General features: G+C 64.0%; 16 protein-coding genes. 5 read left to right on the plus strand and 11 right to left on the minus strand.

Annotated elements, in window-relative coordinates; translation table 11 throughout:
* Nucleotides 1–83: 83 nt before the first annotated feature.
* The 7 genes from ACZI8R_RS07670 to ACZI8R_RS07700 form a co-directional block, all read right to left on the minus strand.
* A complete protein-coding gene (locus ACZI8R_RS07670; RefSeq protein WP_463378987.1) occupies nt 84–1,259 on the minus strand; it encodes an adenylate/guanylate cyclase domain-containing protein in 1,176 nt (391 codons plus the stop codon).
* 41 nt (nt 1,260–1,300) lie between these two features.
* Complete coding sequence (locus tag ACZI8R_RS07675) at nt 1,301–2,275, minus strand: pirin family protein (protein ID WP_463378988.1); 975 nt, start codon at nt 2,273–2,275, stop codon at nt 1,301–1,303.
* 16 nt (nt 2,276–2,291) lie between these two features.
* Entirely contained in the window at nt 2,292–2,750 is a 459-nt protein-coding gene (locus ACZI8R_RS07680; protein ID WP_463378989.1) for a MarR family winged helix-turn-helix transcriptional regulator, read from the minus strand.
* Entirely contained in the window at nt 2,737–3,831 is a 1,095-nt protein-coding gene (locus ACZI8R_RS07685) for an LLM class flavin-dependent oxidoreductase (RefSeq protein WP_463378990.1), read from the minus strand. Before ACZI8R_RS07685 ends, ACZI8R_RS07680 begins: the two co-directional genes overlap by 14 nt.
* A gap of 147 nt (nt 3,832–3,978) precedes the next feature.
* Nucleotides 3,979–5,508, minus strand: a complete 1,530-nt coding sequence (locus tag ACZI8R_RS07690) for a DHA2 family efflux MFS transporter permease subunit (RefSeq protein WP_463378991.1) — start codon at nt 5,506–5,508, stop codon at nt 3,979–3,981.
* Entirely contained in the window at nt 5,505–5,912 is a 408-nt protein-coding gene (locus tag ACZI8R_RS07695) for a MarR family winged helix-turn-helix transcriptional regulator (protein WP_463379282.1), read from the minus strand. The genes ACZI8R_RS07690 and ACZI8R_RS07695 overlap by 4 nt, the downstream gene beginning before the upstream one ends.
* 133 nt (nt 5,913–6,045) lie before the next feature.
* Nucleotides 6,046–7,008 (minus strand): NADPH:quinone oxidoreductase family protein, encoded by a 963-nt coding sequence (locus tag ACZI8R_RS07700; RefSeq protein WP_463378992.1) that lies wholly within the window; start codon nt 7,006–7,008, stop codon nt 6,046–6,048.
* Nucleotides 7,009–7,081: 73 nt separating this feature from the next.
* Here ACZI8R_RS07700 and ACZI8R_RS07705 point away from each other — a divergent pair, with 73 nt between their 5' ends.
* Together ACZI8R_RS07705 and ACZI8R_RS07710 are read left to right on the plus strand one after the other, a co-directional pair.
* Nucleotides 7,082–7,837 carry an acyl-[acyl-carrier-protein] thioesterase gene (locus tag ACZI8R_RS07705; protein ID WP_463378993.1) on the plus strand — a complete coding sequence of 252 codons (756 nt, stop codon included), beginning with the start codon at nt 7,082–7,084 and terminating at the stop codon, nt 7,835–7,837.
* A 63-nt stretch (nt 7,838–7,900) separates the two neighbouring features.
* Nucleotides 7,901–8,398, plus strand: coding sequence for a SixA phosphatase family protein (locus ACZI8R_RS07710; protein ID WP_463378994.1), 498 nt, complete (start codon nt 7,901–7,903; stop codon nt 8,396–8,398).
* Nucleotides 8,399–8,429: 31 nt separating this feature from the next.
* Here ACZI8R_RS07710 and ACZI8R_RS07715 read toward each other — a convergent pair whose 3' ends face one another.
* Complete coding sequence (locus ACZI8R_RS07715; protein ID WP_463378995.1) at nt 8,430–8,639, minus strand: hypothetical protein; 210 nt, start codon at nt 8,637–8,639, stop codon at nt 8,430–8,432.
* A 185-nt stretch (nt 8,640–8,824) separates the two neighbouring features.
* Between ACZI8R_RS07715 and ACZI8R_RS07720 the strand changes: the two genes are divergently transcribed.
* The 3 genes from ACZI8R_RS07720 to ACZI8R_RS07730 all read left to right on the plus strand — a co-directional run bounded on the left by ACZI8R_RS07720 (nt 8,825) and on the right by ACZI8R_RS07730 (nt 11,126).
* Nucleotides 8,825–9,979 carry an endonuclease/exonuclease/phosphatase family protein gene (locus ACZI8R_RS07720; RefSeq protein WP_463378996.1) on the plus strand — a complete coding sequence of 385 codons (1,155 nt, stop codon included), beginning with the start codon at nt 8,825–8,827 and terminating at the stop codon, nt 9,977–9,979.
* A 119-nt stretch (nt 9,980–10,098) separates the two neighbouring features.
* Nucleotides 10,099–10,608 (plus strand): hypothetical protein, encoded by a 510-nt coding sequence (locus ACZI8R_RS07725; protein WP_463378997.1) that lies wholly within the window; start codon nt 10,099–10,101, stop codon nt 10,606–10,608.
* 152 nt (nt 10,609–10,760) lie between these two features.
* Complete coding sequence (locus ACZI8R_RS07730) at nt 10,761–11,126, plus strand: VOC family protein (protein WP_463378998.1); 366 nt, start codon at nt 10,761–10,763, stop codon at nt 11,124–11,126.
* Between the two features lie 53 nt (nt 11,127–11,179).
* On the opposite strand, the gene ACZI8R_RS07735 is transcribed toward ACZI8R_RS07730, so the two are convergent.
* From ACZI8R_RS07735 to ACZI8R_RS07745, 3 genes are all read right to left on the minus strand, one after another.
* Nucleotides 11,180–15,139 (minus strand): DNA-directed RNA polymerase subunit beta', encoded by a 3,960-nt coding sequence (locus ACZI8R_RS07735; protein WP_463378999.1) that lies wholly within the window; start codon nt 15,137–15,139, stop codon nt 11,180–11,182.
* A gap of 115 nt (nt 15,140–15,254) precedes the next feature.
* The gene (rpoB, locus tag ACZI8R_RS07740) at nt 15,255–18,761 is read right to left on the minus strand and encodes a DNA-directed RNA polymerase subunit beta (RefSeq protein WP_463379000.1); all 3,507 of its coding nucleotides are present in this window, start codon (nt 18,759–18,761) and stop codon (nt 15,255–15,257) included.
* Nucleotides 18,762–19,080: 319 nt separating this feature from the next.
* Complete coding sequence (locus tag ACZI8R_RS07745) at nt 19,081–19,611, minus strand: ester cyclase (RefSeq protein WP_463379001.1); 531 nt, start codon at nt 19,609–19,611, stop codon at nt 19,081–19,083.

Genomic DNA, 19,611 nt, shown 5'->3' on the forward strand with positions numbered 1-19,611 from the left:
GTGACCAAGGTAACTGAGAGGTGCGACAATTCCGGGAAGCCATGCCGAGAGGCAACAAGAAACGCCCCAGCGTAGCCAATTGGCTACGCCACCTGACGACGACCGATGGCGAAGAGTTCCTGCGGGAGATCGAGGCCCTTGAGCCGGTGGGCCCCCGCCGGTTCGCACCAGAAGCTGTCGGTATCGAGTTGGTCGTAGAAGTCGCGCGTCACGAGAACTTCGTGGGCCGGCGCTACGGCCACCACCCGGCTGGCAAGGTTTACGGGCCGTCCGAACCAGTCTCCGGAACTGTGCATCGCGGAACCCCAGGCGATCCCGGCACGTAGAGGCGGAAGACCGGCGCCTCGGGCTTCGTCGACCAGGTCCAGGGCGGCAGCAGCCAACCCATCGGCGTCGGGGGCCACCATCATCACCGCGTCGCCGATGGTCTTCACCACCCGAACAGGCGGACTGATCACCTCGGAAGCCAAGCGGTCCAGGTTCGCGGCGACCCGGCCGAGGTCGTCGGCGGTGCTTCGCTCGCCGAGCACGGTGAACCCCACCAGGTCGGCGAAGCACACGCCCATCGGTCCGGAATCGGGTAGGTGGAACTCGGAGCCCTGGGCGCCCACCGCATCCGAATGAATGCGGTGCCGCACGTTGGTCGCCAAGATCTGAGCAAGAATCTGCGCCTGATATTCGGCCAACTTGCGGACTTCTTCGGAATACCGCAACGCCAACTCGGGGTGCTCGCGCGCCGCATCGAGACGGTCCTGCAACAGCACGTCGGTGGCATCGGCAACAGTCCAGATGTTGCGGCCCATGACGCGTGCCGCCGCAAACATGGCCTTCTCGTCGAGCCCAAGCCGGCGATACTCCTGATAGCCCTTTGCCAGGGCCAGGTCACCCTCGTTGTAGAAGCTCCGACCAGTCGAGACGCCTCGCCCGATCACCCGGAACCACCGACGAACCTCCATCTCCGTCAGACCGGAGAGACGGGCAATGTCTTCGAGTCCGTACTCCCCTTTCGGGGACAAGGCATGTTCGAGAAGGAGGTGGGCCAGCTGCCCCGCACGGGTGGCATGGACCAACTCGTCCAGCGTCTCGCCGGCATCGACCAACCTGGTCAGGACGTCGACCCGCGCATCTCGCTTCGCACCGTTCAGTCCGTCGAGAAGGCCGGCCTCGTCGAACTCCGCGCCGCGCACGCGCTCCGGTCCGCCATGCCGCAGCGACCTCGGCAGCGGCGACACCAGACGTCCCGGTCGGGGAATGCGCACCCCCTCATCGTCTCAGGGATTCACGAAAACCGAGAGCGTTATCAGCCGCGCGGACGCAGCCGACTGTTCGGGAGAACCGGCGCAGGTAGCGGCGATCCGTCGTAGCCGTCGACGCGGCCGAAGCGGGGCTGTTCGCCGCCCGGCTCGATCTCTGCCTGCCATTGCTCGCGATACTGCACGATCTCCTCGTGGGTGCGTCCCATGAAGTTCCACCACATGATCACCTGCTCACCGAACGGCTCACCGCCGAGCACGAGCAATCGAGCCTCGACGTCACCGTCGTTGCGCAGTTCGAGAACCCGGTTACCGGTCCCCTGATACCCGAGTTCGGCCCAGCCGAGACGCGTGTCTGCCATCGTCACCTCGCCGAGATCGACGAGGACACCCGTCTCGAATTCGGGATCGATGTCGACGGTGAGTGACGCCCCCACGTCGAGCAGGATCTCGGCGCCCAAGAGTTCGGTGAAGGTATCCACCGGCGATGTCGACCCCGCCAGCGAGCCGAGAAAGACACGAATCGTGCCGCCGTCGACCGCGACAGGCTCCGGACGGAAGTGCGCGAAGGCCGGCGCCGTGTCGCGCGCAGCCTCCGGCAACGCCACCCACAACTGCGCCCCGTGCAACGTGCGCGTCTCGGGGGTGGACACCTCGGTGTGCGCGATGCCGTGGCCTGCCGTCATCAAGTTCAACTCGCCCGGCCGCACCATCGCATGGGTGCCGATGCTGTCCCGGTGCTCGATCTCGCCCGTGAAGAGCCAGCTGACCGTCTGCAGTCCGGTGTGCGGGTGCGGCGCCACGTTCATGCCGCCGCTCACCGACACGTCGTTCGGACCGTAGTGATCCGCGAAGCACCACGCACCGATGAGTGACCGCGCACGTTGAGGGAGTGTGCGCCGCACCAGCATCGCCCGCGGGCCACCGAGCGGGACCTCCCGCGAAGTCAGGACTTGGATGCCCTCCGGATCGTCCTCATCTCGGCACTCCTGTTCGACGGGGTCTTTCTCCACGTTGCTCACCTCTACATCGTGCCTTTCACGACTCCTGCGCGAGCTGAAGTTTGCGACACAACTCCGCCAACTGCTCGAGTTCCTGCGGTTCGAGTGCCGAACCCACCAGCCGACGGATGTGGGCGACGTGCCTGCGGCCGACCGCCCGTTGCACCTGGCGGCCCTCCGCGGTCAGCTCCACCACCGTGCCTCGTTTGTCGTCCGGGTCGCCGTGACGAGTCACCAGACCGGCCGCCTCGAGGCGTTCCACCATTCGGCTGAGCGACGGCTGCGCCAACAGAATCGACCGATTGAGATCACGTAGCCGTAGCCGACCGTCCGCCTCACGACTGAGGTTGAACAGCACGTCGTACTCGCGCTGCGTCACCCGATCCCACGTGTCCTGCGCCGTCAGTCCGCGCATCACCGAAACCTGGGCGCGAAACAACGACTCCCAGGCCTCGGCCGCGAGAGCGGTCCGGTTGAGTGGCCTATCCGGCGACATCGGCAGACACCCGCAATGCCTTCGCCGACTCGTGCGTGGGCGGGTTGTCCGGAACGCCCTCGGGGCGACGGGCAGCGAACTCCTTACGCAGGACCGGCACCACTTCACCGCCGAGCAGGTCCAGCTGCTCGAGCACCGTCTTCAACGGCAAGCCGGCGTGGTCCATGAGGAACAGCTGACGCTGGTAGTCCCCGAAGAAGTCCGCGAATGTCAGCGTCTTCTCGATCACCTCTTGCGGCGAACCCACCGTGAGCGGGGTCTGCTCGGTGAACTCCTCCATCGACGGCCCGTGTCCGTAGACGGGGGCGTTGTCGAAATAGGGGCGGAATTCGTTGACCGCGTCCTGAGAGTTCTTGCGCATGAACACCTGGCCACCGAGCCCGACGATCGCCTGATCGGCCCTGCCGTGACCGTAATGCTCGTATCGCTCGCGGTAGAGGTTGATGAGCGCGATGTAGTGCTCCTTGGGCCAGAAGATGTTGTTGGCGAAGAAGCCGTCACCGTGGAAGGCCGCGATCTCCGCGATCTCCGGGCTGCGAATCGAGCCGTGCCACACGAACGGCGGAATCCCGTCCAACGGGCGCGGCGTGGCGGTGAAGCGCTGCAGTGGCGTGCGGTACTTGCCCTGCCAGTTGACGACCTCCTCGTCCCACAGTCGACGCAACAGCTGATAGTTCTCGAGTGCCAGCGGAATACCCTCGCTGATGTCCTTCCCGAACCACGGGTACACCGGCGCCGTGTTGCCGCGCCCCATGATGAGGTCGACGCGACCTTCCGACAGGTGCTGCAGCATCGAGTAGTCCTCGGCGATCTTCACCGGATCGTTGGTGGTGATCAACGTGGTGGCCGAGGAGAGAATCAGCTTCTCCGTCTGGGCGGCGATGTAGCCGAGCATGGTGGTGGGTGACGAGGGGACGAACGGCGGATTGTGATGCTCACCTGTCGCGAACACGTCCAGACCGACGTCTTCGGCGTGCTTCGCGATGGTCGTCATCGCCTTGATCCGCTCGTGTTCGGTGGGGGCGCGACCCGTCGTCGGGTCGGTCGTCACATCACCGACGCTGAAGATTCCGAACTGCATTGCGCTCCTCCAAAGTCACTTCATGCATTTGCATGAACTTTACGCTTCAACCTGGAGTCGGCCGGATCTATTCCACACAGACGAACGGGACGGTCGTCCAGTCTGACTGGACGACCGTCCCGTTCGTTCAGGGGAGGAAGTGGAAGGTCAGTGCATGACGATCGGCGCTGCCTCGGCCTCGTCGGTCTCGGGGCGCACGTACTTCGTCCGCGGCAGGAAGAAGGCCGGAATCAGGGCGACCACGACGAGCACTGCGGCCACCAAGAAGGTGTTGCCGAATGCGTCCGCAGCGGCACTGAGAATCTGCTCGCGCATACCCGGAGGCTCCTGCGCCGCAACCTCGGGAATGTGCTGCGTTGCCACGGTTGTGGTGTCCAGGTCCCGATCGAGAAGCTGGTTGGTGAGAACCACCGACATCACGGCCGTACCGATGGAACCGGCCGTCTGCTGCACGATGTTCATCAGCGACGAACCACGAGCGATCTGCTCGTTCGACAGGGTGACGATGGCCGCCGTCATCAGCGGCATCATGGTGCAACCCATGCCGAGGCCCATCACGAACAGCGCACCCATCAACAACCACGCAGGTGTGTCGGCACCGATCTGAGTGAACACGCTGATACCGATCAAGATCAGCGGCAGGCCGGTCAGAACGACCTTGCCCGGCCCGATCTTGTCGACTAGCTTGCCGGCGATGGGCATGGTCAGCATCGCACCGATACCCTGCGGCGCCATCAACAGACCCGCGGCCAGAGTGGTGTTGCCGCGCACCTGAATGAAGTAGCTGGGGAACAGCAACCCGGCACCCATGAAGGCGACGATGAATATCGAAGTGGTGATGACCGCGAACGTGAGCTGCCGGTTCTTGAACAGCCGCAGATCGATCAACGGGTGATTCTTGTTGAGTGCGTGGTAGACGAAGCCCACGATCAGAGCCAGACCGATACCTGCAGTGACCAGGACTCGAGCGGACGCCACCGTGCCGACCTCTGGAATCGAAGACACACCGAACAGGAACAGCGCGAGACCGGGCGATAGCAACAGCATGCCGACGAAGTCGAAGGCCTCGGACGGCGAGGGCTTGTCGGACGGAAGAATGATGAATGCTGCAGCCATGGCGATGATGCCGATCGGCAGGTTGATCAGGAAGATCCAGTGCCAGCTGGCGCTCTCGATGAGCCAGCCACCGAGGATCGGACCGGCAATCGGACCGAGCAGCATCGGGATACCGAGGACGGCCATCACACGGCCGATGCGTTCGGGGCCGGCCGCGCGCGTCATGATCGTCATACCCAGGGGCATCAGCATGCCGCCGCCGAGTCCCTGCAGAACGCGGAAGCCGATGAGAGACGTGATGTCCCAGGCCATGCTGCAGAGCACGGAACCGAGGATGAACAGAACCAGCGCGGTGAGATAGAGCCGCTTGGTACCGAAACGGTCGGCCGCCCAGCCGGTCAACGGAATGACCGTGGCCAGCGCGAGCGTGTACCCGGTCATGGTCCAAGCGACCGTGGCGTACGTGGCTTCGAATTCGGTGGAGAAGGTGGAAAGGGCAACACTGACTACGGTCACGTCGAGGATCGACATGATGGCACCGAGTACCACCACCGAAGCGATCTTCAGGACCCTGGCGTCAAGCTTGTCGGGCTTGTTCGCCACAACATCCGGCGAGGTCATCGGGAAATCTCCTGGGTCGAAGTGGGCAGGCTTTCACCTGAAAGAATGGGGTTGAGCGCGTCGATCAGTCGCCGCCGATCCAACTCTGGAACTCGTGCGGCGAACTGCCGGAGTTGATCCCGCTTGCACTCGACGTGAGTCGTCGCGACGGTACGCCCGGCCTCCGACAGGGAGACGCGCTTGATACGCCGGTCGAACTCGTCCTCTTCGCGGAACACGAGACCTTGCGTGACGAGTTGGTCGACATTGCGTCCGGCAGTCGCGACCGACAAACCCAGCCGCTCCGCCAACTCGTTGATCGGCAAGTCGTCGTTCCACGAGAGAACGAAAAGCATCCGTACCTGAGAAAAGGACAGGTCCAACGCCACGAGGGCATCCATCGACTGTGGCTCGCTCGCGCTCATCACGCGCGTGAAGAAGTCGTCGAGGACGCCGAAGAGGTCGTCGGATGAAGATGCAGACACCAGGAAATACTAGCGGTTTTGCAACTATTACCGAAACGCTAGTTACCGCGAAGTAGCCCGAAAGCGACGAAGATCACTCCTGGACGATCACACCTTTGCCCAGTATGCGGCCCTCCTCGAGATCTGTCAGCGCCCGTGCAGCATCGGCGAGCGGATACCGGGCGGTGACCACCGGCCGTAGCCCTCGCTCGACGTGGCGCACCAGCGCGGCATGTGTCGCTTCCATCGCGGCGGGATTCCGCATGACGAACTCGCCCCAAGCCGCCCCCATGACGGTGATGTTCCGAAACAGCACCCGGTTCATCTTCAGCTCGGGGATCCCGCCACCGGCGAATCCGATCACCACCAGCCGACCCTCCGGCGCGAGAACGCGAACGGCTTCGTCGAATGCATCCCCACCGATGGGGTCGATGACCACGTCCGCACCGCCGCCGGTGAGCTCGCGCACCTGGGCGCCCCAACCTTCGCGTAGCCGGACGACCTCCGCCGCACCCAGCCCCCGCAGGAACTCGTCCGCACCCTCGCGTCGCACCACGGCGATCACCCGCGCGCCATGCGCCGAAGCCAACTGAATGGCCGCCGTTCCGACACCGCCCCCGGCGCCGAGAACAACCACCGTTTCACCCGTGCGCAATCGGGCTCGACGTTCGAGGGCGTACTCCATGGTCTGGTAGTTGATGGTCATCGACGCGGCCTCGGCGAAACCGAGTTGGTCCGGGATCCGCAGCGCTTGACCGGGCGATACCGCAACGCGTTCCGCGAATCCGCCGATCAAGCTGTCGGCGAGCACCCGATCGCCGGGGGCGAGACCACTGGACTCCGGTGCACTCACCACGACGCCGGCCACCTCGGAACCGGGGACGAATGGCAGATCCGGTCGCATCTGATACTTCCCGTACGTCACCAACAGGTCCGGGAAGCAGACCCCCGATGCCCGGACGTCGATCAGGACCGTTCCATCAGCCTCGGGCTCGGGGGTCTCCTGAAGGGACATCCCGCCCGGACCCACCAACTCCGACATCACCATCGCGCGCATGTATTCGAGGCTAGTCTGCTGTGTCGGTGACCACCGCCGGAACAAGCGACCGGCCCACGACGTGAGGACTCGTATGGAACTCGATCGACCGCTGGCCGAACGCAAGGACGGGGCGACCGTCTTCGAGGCCACACGCGCTGTCCGCACCGGTGACATCGACGCCCAGCGGCGCCTACGTCTCGATGGCGTCGCCCGCTATCTACAGGACATCGGCATCGACAACCTCGATGCGCTCGATGTGCTGGACAGCCATCCGTTGTGGATCGTGCGGAGAACCGTCATCGACGTCATCCGTCCTGCCGTATGGCCGGAGCAACTCGACCTCAGCCGGTGGTGCACGGCGTTCTCCACCCGGTGGGCAGCCATGCGCGTCCGTATCGAAGGAGAGAAGGGCGCGCTCGTAGAGACGGAAGGCTTCTGGATCAACATCAGCCCCGACTCCGGGATGCCGACCCGCATGAGCGACTCCTTCATCGAGGCGATCGCAGACTCGACCGACGAGCACCGGCTCAAATGGAAGCGGGCCCTCACCGAGCCCGTACCCGAATCGGGTCCGGACGTCGAGGACACTCCGTTTCCGTTGCGTGCTACCGACATCGACCCGTTCGACCACGTGAACAATGCCGTCTACTGCCAGGCCGTCGAAGAGGTTCTCGGCCGCGACCTGCGCACGATGCCCCATCGCGCGGTCATCGAGTATCTCTCGCCGATCCAATCGAGCGACAAGGTCATTCTCCGTACGCGCAGAGACGATTCCGCCGTCACCGTGTGGTTTCTCGTCGAGGATTCGGTCCGGGCCGTCGCCCGCGTGGGGCAGCTTCCGAACTGACTACCGACGGGTACGCCGTGGCGCATCGATACGCCCCGGGGTTCGTGGTTTAGCGTCTACCCCATGACCGCGAATCGCACCCTCGTCTTGATGCGTCACGGAAAGTCCGGCTACCCGGATGGGGTGACCGATCACGACAGACCGCTCGCCGAACGCGGCGAGAACGAGGCCGGCCTCGCCGGCGAGTGGTTGCGGGCCCACCAGCCACCGATCGACGCGGTGTTGTGCTCCACCTCGGTACGCACTCGTCAGACGTTGGCAGCGACGGGCATCGAGGCGCCCACCCAGTTTCTGCAGCGCCTCTACGGCGCGTACCCCGCCGAAATCCTCACCGACATCAGTGAAGTCGACGAATCCGTCCAAACGCTGCTGGTCATCGGCCATGCACCGGGGATGCCGTCGACCGCCCTCGACCTGGCGGGCAACCCGGACAGCGACGACGCGAGAGCGATTCGAGAAAAGTTCCCCACCTCGGCGCTCGCAGTGCTGTCGGTCGAGGGTGACTGGGCCGATCTCACTTCCGGCGCAGCCTCCCTCGTCACGTTCCACGTGCCCCGGTAGACAACCCGGTAGGTAACCGAACCGGTAGGTGTCAGCGAACCTTTCGCAGCACCAACGCGGCACCACCGAGGACGAGTACCAGCAGCAGGGCCGGAAAGAATCCGAAGAGCCACCACACGACACCGAACACGACAACCGCAGGCGCGACGGTGATCAGGGCGATGGCGGGGTTCTCCCGGATGACCTCCAGGGCCGTGCCGGCGTTCTGGCGGTTCAGTCCGCCACGATTCTTCTGCGACATGTCGTCTCCGTTTCGGCGAGGGTGACCCCTTCTCCCCCGAGGGTAGTCGCAATCCTGCGGTCGTCACCTCGTCACCGTGCGTTCGCCCTGGTCCCCTAAGTTCACCGAGCACGCCGTAGCCAAGGGACGAGGGAGAAGACATGCGAGTCGCTCGCAGCCGATCGGTTGTAATCGGGAGGATCACGGTGGCGGGACTTCTCGCTGTCACGGCCGCAGGATGCTCGAGCGACAGTGGGTCCGACATCGACTCGTCGGACGCGGTCAGGTTCGCGACCTACAACGCCAGCCTCAATCGCGGCGAGCCCGGTCGCTTGATCGAGGATCTATCCGCCGGTGACAACGCCCAGGCAAAGGCCATTGCCGAGATCGTCCAGATCAATCAGCCGGACGTCCTCCTGGTCAACGAGTTCGACTTCGACGCCGACAACCACGCTGCGGACCTGTTTCGAGAGAACTACCTCAACGTGGGCCAGAACGGTCACGACCCGATCGACTACCCCTACGCCTTCACTGCGCCCGTCAACACCGGCGAACCGAGCGGACGCGATCTCGACAACGACGGCAAGACCGACGGCCCCGGCGATGCTCACGGCTTCGGAAACTTCCCCGGCCAGTACGGGATGCTCGTCCTGTCGAAGCATCCCATCGATGCGGACGGCGTTCGTACCTTCAGGCATTTCCTCTGGAAGGACATGCCGAACTCGTTGCTTCCCAGGGACTATTACGGCGACAACGCCGATTCGCTGCGCCTGTCGAGCAAGTCGCATTGGGACGTGCCGATCGACGTCGACGGCGAGACCGTCCACCTCCTCGCCTCACATCCCACTCCCCCGTCGTTCGACGGGCCAGAGGACCGCAACGGCAAGCGCAACCACGACGAAGTGCGGATGTCGGCGGACTACATCGCCGGCGGCGACCGGGCCGAGTACCTCTACGACGACGCCGGTACGCGGGGCGGACTCGAAGACGGCGCTCGTTTCGTGATGGTCGGAGACCAGAACAGCGACCCGGTCGACGGCGGTTCGGTGCCCGACACCATCGCTCAGGTTCTCGACCTTCCACGCGTTCAGGATCCGAGCCCCAAGTCCGCCGGTGCCGCAGAAGCCGCACGCGCGCAAGACGGACCGAGCCACGCCACCCCGGCCGACCTCGACACCGCGGACTTCGGCGAACCCGATCCGGGCAATCTCCGTGTCGACTACGTGCTGCCGTCCGACAACCTCGAAGTCGCAGATTCCGCGGTGTTCTGGCCGGCCGAAGGTGACGAGGCCGCAGACCTCATGTCCCCGAAGACGAGCAGTGACCACCGACTGGTGTGGGCGGATCTGCTTATCCGGTAACCCGACTGCCCGGTTGGTTCCAGCGGTTCTCAGTGTGAGAAACTTCCGGTGGCAGACGCGGGCTACGTTCCCGGCGTCTATGCCGGGGGCAACACCGCTAATTCTGTCGAGGGGGATTCATGAATATTCGTAAACTTGCCGTGCGCGCAATCGGCGCCGCGGCCATCGTCACCGCCACTCTGGGTCTGGCAGCACCTGCCAGCGCCGCGCCGGCACCCGCGCCGATCATGCACCTGAGCTTCAACGGGCCGCTGATGCCCACGTTGGGCCAGAACGCCTTCTGCAACGGCATCATCGACACCCGAATCGAGACCGACCCGGAACGCCCCGGTGTTGCGAAAGTCGGCCTGTCCTCACAGGGCATGCACGGCATCGATCCGGACTGGTCGAAGAACCCGAAATGCAAGGTCAGCGTGATTATTTCATGGGGGGGCGGTGTGTTTACCAACTCAGTCCGGGAGGTCGACGTCGAGTTCGGCCCGACACCCAGCGCGATCAAGTGGGAAGAAATCCCCACCGGATCCGGCCCGCAGATCGTCAACATGGGCGCCTCATACGTGGATGCCCACTACACCAGGCTCCAGCCGCAGATCTCGGTCCCGGTCCAGGCGGGCATTCTCGTTCCCTGATCTGATCGCACCCAAAGAGCGGCGAAGCCACCCCGGCGCTTCGCCGCTCTTTTGTGTCTCCACCCGAATGTCCGCGAAAGGAATTCACGTGTCCTACCTCTGCTGTTGACTGAACCCGACCGGATTCACTCAAAGGCAGAAAAGGGAACTTCATGGATTTCAAGCTCGAACTTGTCATCGTGCCCGTCAGCGACGTCGACCGGGCCAAGGACTTCTACACCAAGATCGGCTTCAACGCCGACCACGATCACGTCGTCAGCGACGACATTCGTTTCGTCCAGCTGACCCCACCCGGATCCGCGTGCTCGATTGCCATCGGCAAGGGCATCACCGACGCCGAGCCCGGATCGATCAAGGGGCTACAGGTGGTCGTCGACGACATCCAGAAGGCGCACGATCACCTCGCCGCTGCCGGCGTCGACGTCAGTGACGTCGACATCCAGGCCTGGGGTCACTTCGTCCACTTCAGTGACCCGGACGGCAACGGCTGGGCAGTGCAGTACATGCCCTACAAATAGCGAAAGGCCCCGCACCCGAATGATCGGGGCGGGGCCTTTCGTTCGGCTACCGGCTAGCGGTAGTCGTTGCTGAATCCGTAGTCGTCCAGCGGAACTGCAGCACCGGTGTTCTGGCCGAAGCCGTCCGGGCTGTAGTACTGGTCGTCGTAGGACGGAACCGCGTACGCGGCAGCACGTGCCTCTTCGGTGGGCTGAACCTGGATGTTGCGGTAGCGGTTGATACCGGTACCGGCAGGGATCAGCTTACCGATGATCACGTTCTCCTTGAGACCGATCAGCTTGTCCGAGCGGCAGTTGATCGCCGCATCGGTCAGCACACGAGTGGTCTCCTGGAAGGACGCTGCCGACAGCCACGAGTCGGTTGCCAGCGATGCCTTGGTGATACCCATGAGCACCGGACGACCGGCCGCGGGCTCGCCACCCTCGGACACGACGCGACGGTTTGCCGCCTCGAACTCGGCACGCTCGGTGAGCGAACCGGGCAGGAACTCGGTCGCACCCGAATCGATGATCGTCACGCGACGCAGCATCTGACGCACGATGGTCTCGATGTGCTTGTCGTGGATCGACACACCCTGGCTCCGGTACACCTCCTGGACCTCGTTGACGAGGTGGATCTGCACCTGGCGGGGGCCCATGACACGCAGCACCTCGTGCGGGTCGGCGGCACCTTCCATGAGCTGCTGTCCGACCTCGACGTGGTCACCGTCGGCCAGCAGACGCTCGCTGCCGTCGTCGTGCTTGAACACACGCAGACGCTGACGCTTCGAGAGCTTGTCGTAGACAACCTCTTCGCCGCCGTCGTCCGGAACGATGGTGATCTTGTAGAAACGATCGCCGTCCTCGAGCTGCACCCGACCGCTGACGTCCGCAATCGGCGCCTTGCCCTTCGGGACACGAGCCTCGAACAGCTCCTGGACACGCGGCAGACCACCGGTGATGTCGTCTCCGGCGACACCACCCTGGTGGAAGGTACGCATGGTCAGCTGGGTACCGGGCTCACCGATGGACTGTGCGGCGACGATACCGACGGCCTCACCGATGTCGACCAGCTTGCCGGTGGCCATCGAACGGCCGTAGCAGGTGGCACACACGCCGGTTCCGGTGGTGCAGGTGAGCACCGAACGGACCTTGACGTTGGTGATGCCGGCTGCGAGCAGCGCGTCGATCGCCGGGTCGCCCAGGTCGTGACCACGCTCGACGACGACGTTGCCGTTCTCGTCGACCGCGTCGGACGCCAAGGTGCGGGCGTAGGTGCTGGTCTCCACGTGAGCATCGCGGATCAGCGAGCCATCGGCCTGCTTCTCGGCGATCGTGGTGACGATGCCGCGCTCGGTTCCACAATCCGTCTCGCGGACGATGACGTCCTGCGACACGTCCACCAGACGACGGGTCAGGTAACCCGAGTCGGCGGTGCGGAGCGCGGTATCTGCCAGACCCTTACGGGCACCGTGCGTGTTGATGAAGTACTCGAGAACGGTCAGGCCTTCCTTGAAGGAAGACTTGATCGGACGCGGGATGAACTCACCCTTCGGGTTCGTCACCAAGCCCTTCATACCGGCGAGCGAGCGAACCTGAGTCATGTTGCCGGCGGCGCCGGACTTCACGATCATCGGGATCGGGTTGTCGTCGGGGAAGTGAGCCTCCATGGCCTTACCGACCTCGTCGGTGGCCTCGGACCAGATCTTGACGAGAGCACTGTTGCGCTCGGTCTTGTTGAGAGCACCGCGCTGGTACTTCTTCTCGATCTGATCTGCCTGCGCCTCGTAGGACTCCATGATCTGAGCCTTCTCCGGCGGCACGAGGACGTCGGAGATCGAGACCGTGACACCCGAACGCGTGGCCCAGTAGAAGCCGGCGTCCTTCAGCTTGTCGACGGTCTGCGCGACCACGATCATCGGGTAGCGCTCGGCGAGATCGTTGATGATCGTCGCCTGACGCTTCTTCGGCATCTGCTCGTTGACGAACGGGTAGTCCGCCGGGAGCAGCTCGTTGAAGAGCACGCGACCGAGAGTGGTCTCGGCGGTCCAGCCGTCGCCGTAGTTCCAGCCATCGGGGAACAGCTCCGCCTCGACCTCACGCGACGGGCGCTGCGTGGTGAGGCGCAACTTGATCTGCGCCTGCACTGCCAGCGACCCACGGTCGACTGCCATCTGAGCCTCGGCCGGGGACGAGTACACGCCCTGCTCCGCCTCGTCCTTGGAAGCCGGGACGAGCTGACCGACGGCATCCTCGTCGAGACGCGTCAAGTGGAACAGACCCGTCACCATGTCCAGACGCGGCATGGCGAGCGGACGACCCGAGGCGGGCGAGAGGATGTTGTTCGAGGACAGCATCAGGATGCGAGCCTCGGCCTGCGCCTCCGCGGACAGCGGAAGGTGCACGGCCATCTGGTCACCGTCGAAGTCGGCGTTGAACGCTTCACACACGAGCGGGTGCAGCTGGATGGCCTTACCCTCCACGAGCTGCGGCTCGAATGCCTGGATGCCGAGGCGGTGCAGCGTGGGTGCACGGTTGAGCAGCACGGGGTGCTCGCCGATGACCTCTTCGAGGACGTCCCACACCTGCGGACGCTGACGCTCGACCATGCGCTTGGCCGACTTGATGTTCTGCGCGTGGTTCAGATCGACCAGGCGCTTCATCACGAACGGCTTGAACAGCTCGAGTGCCATGAGCTTCGGCAGACCACACTGGTGCAGCTTGAGCTGCGGTCCGACGACGATCACGGAACGACCCGAGTAGTCGACACGCTTACCGAGCAGGTTCTGACGGAAACGACCCTGCTTGCCCTTGAGCAGGTCGCTCAGGGACTTCAGCGGGCGGTTACCCGGACCGGTGACCGGACGTCCACGACGGCCGTTGTCGAACAGCGCGTCCACGGACTCCTGCAGCATCCGCTTCTCGTTGTTGACGATGATCTCGGGAGCACCGAGGTCGATCAGTCGCTTGAGGCGGTTGTTGCGGTTGATCACGCGGCGGTACAGGTCGTTGAGGTCGGACGTCGCGAAACGGCCACCGTCGAGCTGAACCATCGGACGCAGCTCCGGCGGGATCACCGGAACGGCGTTGAGAACCATGCCCATGGGCGAGGACTGCTCGTTCGCCTGGAAAGCGGCGACAACCTTGAGACGCTTGAGCGCACGGAGCTTCTTCTGCCCCTTGCCGCTGCGGATCGTCTCGCGCAGGTTGTCGGCCTCGGCGGCGATGTCGAAGTTCTCCATGAGCTTCTGGATCGACTCGGCACCCATGGCGCCGGTGAAGTACTCGCCGTAACGATCGACCAGCTCGCGGTACAGAAGCTCGTCGACGATGAGCTGCTTCACGCTGAGCTTGGTGAAGGTGGTCCAGATCTCCTCGAGACGATCCAGCTCACGCTGCGCACGGTCACGGAGCTGACGCATCTCGCGCTCGCCGCCGTCCTTGACCTTGCGACGCACGTCCGACTTGGCACCTTCGGCCTCGAGCTCTGCGATGTCCGCTTCGAGCTTCTGAGCGCGGGCCTCGAGGTCGGCGTCACGCTGATCCGCGACGGACTTCTTCTCGACCTGCATCTCGGCCTCGAGCGTGGACAGCTCGTTGTGCCGCAGCTCGTCGTCGACACCGACGATCACGTAGGCAGCGAAGTAGATGATCTTCTCGAGATCCTTCGGCGCCAGGTCGAGCAGGTAGCCGAGACGGCTGGGCACGCCCTTGAAGTACCAGATGTGGGTGACCGGAGCGGCGAGCTCGATGTGGCCCATGCGCTCACGACGCACCTTGGCGCGAGTCACCTCGACGCCGCAGCGCTCACAAATGATGCCCTTGAAGCGGACACGCTTGTACTTGCCGCAGTAGCACTCCCAGTCCCGAGTGGGGCCGAAGATCTTCTCGCAGAAGAGGCCGTCCTTCTCGGGCTTGAGCGTGCGGTAGTTGATGGTCTCCGGCTTCTTGACCTCGCCGTAGGACCAATTGCGGATGTCCTCGGCACTGGCCAGGCCGATGCGGAGTTCATCGAAGAAGTTGACGTCGAGCACGTAACTTCCTTTCCCCAGAGGGATTGCGGATCAGCGGGGACCGCCGAATCCTGTCTGCCAATTCAAATGTGAACTACGCCCCCGGGCGGCGTTCCCGCCGCCCGGGGACCGAAATCTAGTTCGCGAGGTCGTCGACCGTCGCCGCCTCGTTCCTGGACAGGTTGATGCCCAGGTTCGCTGCGGCCCGCTCCAGATCCTCGTCGTCACCGTCCGCCATCGCGATGGCCGCACCGTCCGAAGACAGCACCTCCACGTTCAGGCAGAGCGACTGGAGCTCCTTCAGGAGCACCTTGAACGACTCGGGGATACCCGGCTCGGGGATGTTCTCGCCCTTGACGATGGCCTCGTACACCTTCACGCGACCCACCACGTCGTCGGACTTGATGGTGAGCAGCTCCTGCAGCGTGTAAGCCGCGCCGTAGGCCTGCATCGCCCAGCACTCCATCTCACCGAAGCGCTGGCCACCGAACTGGGCCTTACCGCCGAGCGGCTGCTGGGTGATCATCGAGTACGGACCGGTCGAACGAGCGTGGATCTTGTCGTCGACCAAGTGGTGCAGCTTGATGATGTACATGTAACCGACCGAAACCGGGTACGGGAACGGCTCGCCGGAACGGCCGTCGAACAACGTGGCCTTTCCGTCGCGCTGAACCATTGCCTCGCCGTCACGGTTCGGCAGAGTCGAACTCAGCAGACCCGTGAGCTCGTCCTCCTTGGCACCGTCGAACACCGGCGTTGCGATGTTCGAGTCGGCGGGAGCAGACAACATCTCCTCCGGCAGAGTCGCGGCCCAATCGGGGCGCGAACCGTCGTCGGCGACCTGGATGTTCCAACCGGTCTTACCGATCCAGCCGAGGTGTGTCTCCAACACCTGACCGATGTTCATACGACGCGGAACACCGTGGGTGTTCAGGATGATGTCGATCGGGGTGCCGTCGGGCAGGAACGGCATGTCCTCCTGCGGGAGGATCTTGCCGATGACGCCCTTGTTGCCGTGGCGGCCGGCGAGCTTGTCGCCGTCCTGGATCTTGCGCTTCTGGGCAACGTAGACGCGGACCAGCTCGTTGACACCGGGAGGCAGATCGTCGTCGTCATCGCGCGAGAACACGCGGATGCCGATGACCTTGCCGGTCTCACCGTGCGGAACCTTGAGCGACGTATCGCGAACCTCGCGCGCCTTCTCACCGAAGATTGCGCGGAGCAGACGCTCTTCCGGGGTCAGCTCGGTCTCGCCCTTCGGCGTGACCTTTCCGACCAGGACGTCGCCGTCGCGAACCTCGGCACCGATACGGATGATGCCGCGCTCGTCGAGGTCCGCGAGGACCTCGTCCGAAACGTTCGGGATGTCACGAGTGATCTCCTCGGCACCGAGCTTGGTGTCGCGAGCATCGATCTCGTGCTCCTCGATGTGAATCGAGGTGAGGACGTCCTCTTCCACGAGGCGCTGCGACAGGATGATCGCGTCCTCGTAGTTGTGGCCTTCCCACGGCATGAACGCGACGAGCAGGTTCTTACCGAGCGCCATCTCACCGTTCTCGGTGCAAGGACCATCGGCGAGGACCTGACCGGTCTCGACCCGCTGACCCTCGTCCACGATCGGACGCTGGTTGGCGCAGGTGCCCTGGTTGGAGCGTGCGAACTTGCGCATCCGGTACGTGGTCCGGCTGCCGTCGTCCGCCATCACGGTGACGTAGTCGGCGGAAATCTCCTCGACCACACCGCTCTTCTCGGTGACGATGACGTCGCCCGCGTCGACAGCGGCACGCAACTCCATGCCGGTACCGACGAGCGGAGCCTCGCTGCGAACCAGCGGCACCGCCTGACGCTGCATGTTGGCGCCCATCAGGGCACGGTTGGCATCGTCGTGCTCGACGAACGGAATCATCGCGGTTGCGACGGACACCATCTGACGCGGCGACACGTCCATGTAGTCGATGTCGTCCGAAGACACGAACTCGACCTCGCCGCCCTTACGACGAACGAGAATGCGCTCGTCGCTGAAGCGACCGTCGTCGTCGATGGTCGAGTTGGCCTGTGCCACGACGTGACGATCTTCTTCGTCGGCCGTGAGGTAGTCGACCTGGTCGGTGACCTTGCCGCCCTCGACCTTGCGGTACGGGGTCTCGATGAAACCGAACGGGTTGACCCGTGCGTACACCGACAGCGAACCGATCAGACCGATGTTCGGACCCTCAGGGGTCTCGATCGGGCACATGCGGCCGTAGTGAGACGGGTGAACGTCTCGCACCTCGAGGCCGGCACGCTCACGGGACAGACCACCCGGGCCGAGGGCCGAAAGACGACGCTTGTGCGTCAGACCCGACAGCGGGTTGTTCTGGTCCATGAACTGCGACAGCTGCGAAGTTCCGAAGAACTCCTTGATCGCGGCGACGACCGGACGGATGTTGATCAGCGTCTGCGGCGTGATCGCCTCGACGTCCTGCGTGGTCATGCGCTCGCGAACGACGCGCTCCATGCGGGAAAGACCGACACGAATCTGGTTCTGGATGAGCTCGCCGACGGTACGCAGACGACGGTTGCCGAAGTGGTCGATGTCGTCGACCTCGACAGGCACCTCGACGCCCTCGGGGGCGGTCATCGTGGTGTCGCCGGCATGCAAACGCACCAGGTACTCGATGGTCGCGACGATGTCTTCCTCGGTGAGGGTGGACGCGACGATCGGCTGCCCGGCGTTCAGGCCCAGCTTCTTGTTGATCTTGTAGCGACCCACACGAGCCAGGTCGTAGCGCTTGTCCTTGAAGAACAGGTTCTCCAGCAGGGTCTGCGCGCTCTCCTTGGTCGGCGGCTCGCCCGGACGCAACTTGCGGTAGATGTCGAGAAGCGCCTCGTCGGTACCGGCAGTGTTGTCCTTCTCCAGCGTGGCCATGAGGATCTCCGAGAAGCCGAAGCGCTCGGTGATCTGCTCGGTGGTCCAGCCGAGTGCCTTCAACAGCACGGTGACGGGCTGACGACGCTTGCGGTCGATACGGACGCCGACGGTGTCGCGCTTGTCGACATCGAACTCGAGCCAAGCACCGCGGCCCGGGATGACCTTGACGCTGTGCAGGTCCTTCTCGGTGCCCTTGTCGACGGAGTGGTCGAAGTACACGCCCGGCGAACGCACCAGCTGCGAGACCACGACACGCTCGGTGCCGTTGATGATGAAGGTGCCCTTGTCGGTCATCATCGGGAAATCACCCATGAAGACCGTCTGGCTCTTGATCTCGCCGGTGTTGTTGTTGATGAACTCCGCGGTGACGAACAACGGCGCCGCGTAGGTCATGTCCTTGTCTTTGCACTCGTCGGTCGAGGCCTTGACCTCGTCGAAGCGCGGGTCCGAGAAGGACAGAGACATCGAGCCCGAGAAGTCCTCGATCGGAGAAAGCTCCGCGAGAATGTCCTCGAGACCGCCGGACACTGCGTTGTCGCCGCGAGCTTCGGCGCGGTCACGCCAACTCTGCGCGCCCACCAACCACTCGAACGAATCGGTTTGTAGATCAAGAAGCCCGGGAACTTCGAGGGGTTCGCGAATCTTCGCGAACGAAACCCTCTTCGGGGCTCCGGGGATTCCGGAAACTGCCTTGGTCTGGCTAGAGACTGCCAAGATGCGTCCTTCCAGCACCTCACGCGGGCCGCTCTTGCTATTGCGACCGCCGCTGTATCTGCTTCGAATTTCGCTGGTTACAACCCGAACGAAACTCGCCACAAAGACCGAAGAGAAGGTCTCTCACAGCAGTGCGAACGAAGGGTGGACAGGAGGCAGCCAGCGCAACGTCCAAAAGTACACCCAAACTCGAGAGATGTCGAGTCGGGCATCGAGAGTGGCGCCTGTCCCGGCGCAACGGCGCGCAGGTTCGCGCGAGTTCACGGATCAGACTGGCCCCAAACGCGCCCGGCGTCAAGATCTCCGCACGGCGTTTCGCCCGCGAACAACCGCCGACCTATCGACCCAGGAGCCCGAACAGGTTCTTGCTGCGGTTCATCTTGGCCATCATGCGCTCGGTCTTGCTGTGCATCGGAGGCATCACACCCAGTTGCCGCTGCATCTCCGCCATGTCCCAACAGGTCCACAGTTTGGTGACCTTTTCGCCCTCGTACTCGAGCACGTCGCAGCCGGGAAGCTCGATCGACTTACCTGTGGCCCCGAGGCCCGGCGGCTCGATCACCCCTGTATGCGTCGCTGTCATCGTCCAGCGGTACGACACCCTGCGCTTGCCGGGTTCCACCATCACACCCCCGTCCCGCTCCATCACGACATCGGGAAAAGCCGTGAAGATATGTTCGAAGAACACTCTCGCTTGCTCCGGGCCGCGCATGACGGCGGGCCAACCCGTGTCGGTGAACTCACAATCGGGTGCCATCATGCCGACCAGTCGCTGCGGATCACGCGAGTTCCACTCGGCGAACCACGCCTCGACCAACCGGCCGAAAAAATCTGGAGCCTGTTCGTCGAGCGCATGCACGTGTTCCAT

The sequence above is a fragment of the Rhodococcus huquni genome, from assembly GCF_055231055.1.

What these genes read in the sequence shown, in the direction of transcription:
- ACZI8R_RS07680 (WP_463378989.1), bottom strand. Translation starts at nt 2,750, where the DNA reads ATGTCGCCGGATAGGCCACTCAACCGGACCGCTCTCGCGGCCGAGGCC.
- ACZI8R_RS07685 (WP_463378990.1), bottom strand. Translation starts at nt 3,831, where the DNA reads ATGCAGTTCGGAATCTTCAGCGTCGGTGATGTGACGACCGACCCGACG.
- ACZI8R_RS07690 (WP_463378991.1), bottom strand. Translation starts at nt 5,508, where the DNA reads ATGACCTCGCCGGATGTTGTGGCGAACAAGCCCGACAAGCTTGACGCC.
- ACZI8R_RS07695 (WP_463379282.1), bottom strand. Translation starts at nt 5,912, where the DNA reads ATGAGCGCGAGCGAGCCACAGTCGATGGATGCCCTCGTGGCGTTGGAC.
- ACZI8R_RS07700 (WP_463378992.1), bottom strand. Translation starts at nt 7,008, where the DNA reads ATGCGCGCGATGGTGATGTCGGAGTTGGTGGGTCCGGGCGGGATGTCC.
- ACZI8R_RS07705 (WP_463378993.1), top strand. Translation starts at nt 7,082, where the DNA reads ATGGAACTCGATCGACCGCTGGCCGAACGCAAGGACGGGGCGACCGTC.
- ACZI8R_RS07710 (WP_463378994.1), top strand. Translation starts at nt 7,901, where the DNA reads ATGACCGCGAATCGCACCCTCGTCTTGATGCGTCACGGAAAGTCCGGC.
- ACZI8R_RS07715 (WP_463378995.1), bottom strand. Translation starts at nt 8,639, where the DNA reads ATGTCGCAGAAGAATCGTGGCGGACTGAACCGCCAGAACGCCGGCACG.
- ACZI8R_RS07725 (WP_463378997.1), top strand. Translation starts at nt 10,099, where the DNA reads ATGAATATTCGTAAACTTGCCGTGCGCGCAATCGGCGCCGCGGCCATC.
- ACZI8R_RS07730 (WP_463378998.1), top strand. Translation starts at nt 10,761, where the DNA reads ATGGATTTCAAGCTCGAACTTGTCATCGTGCCCGTCAGCGACGTCGAC.
- ACZI8R_RS07745 (WP_463379001.1), bottom strand. Translation starts at nt 19,611, where the DNA reads ATGGAACACGTGCATGCGCTCGACGAACAGGCTCCAGATTTTTTCGGC.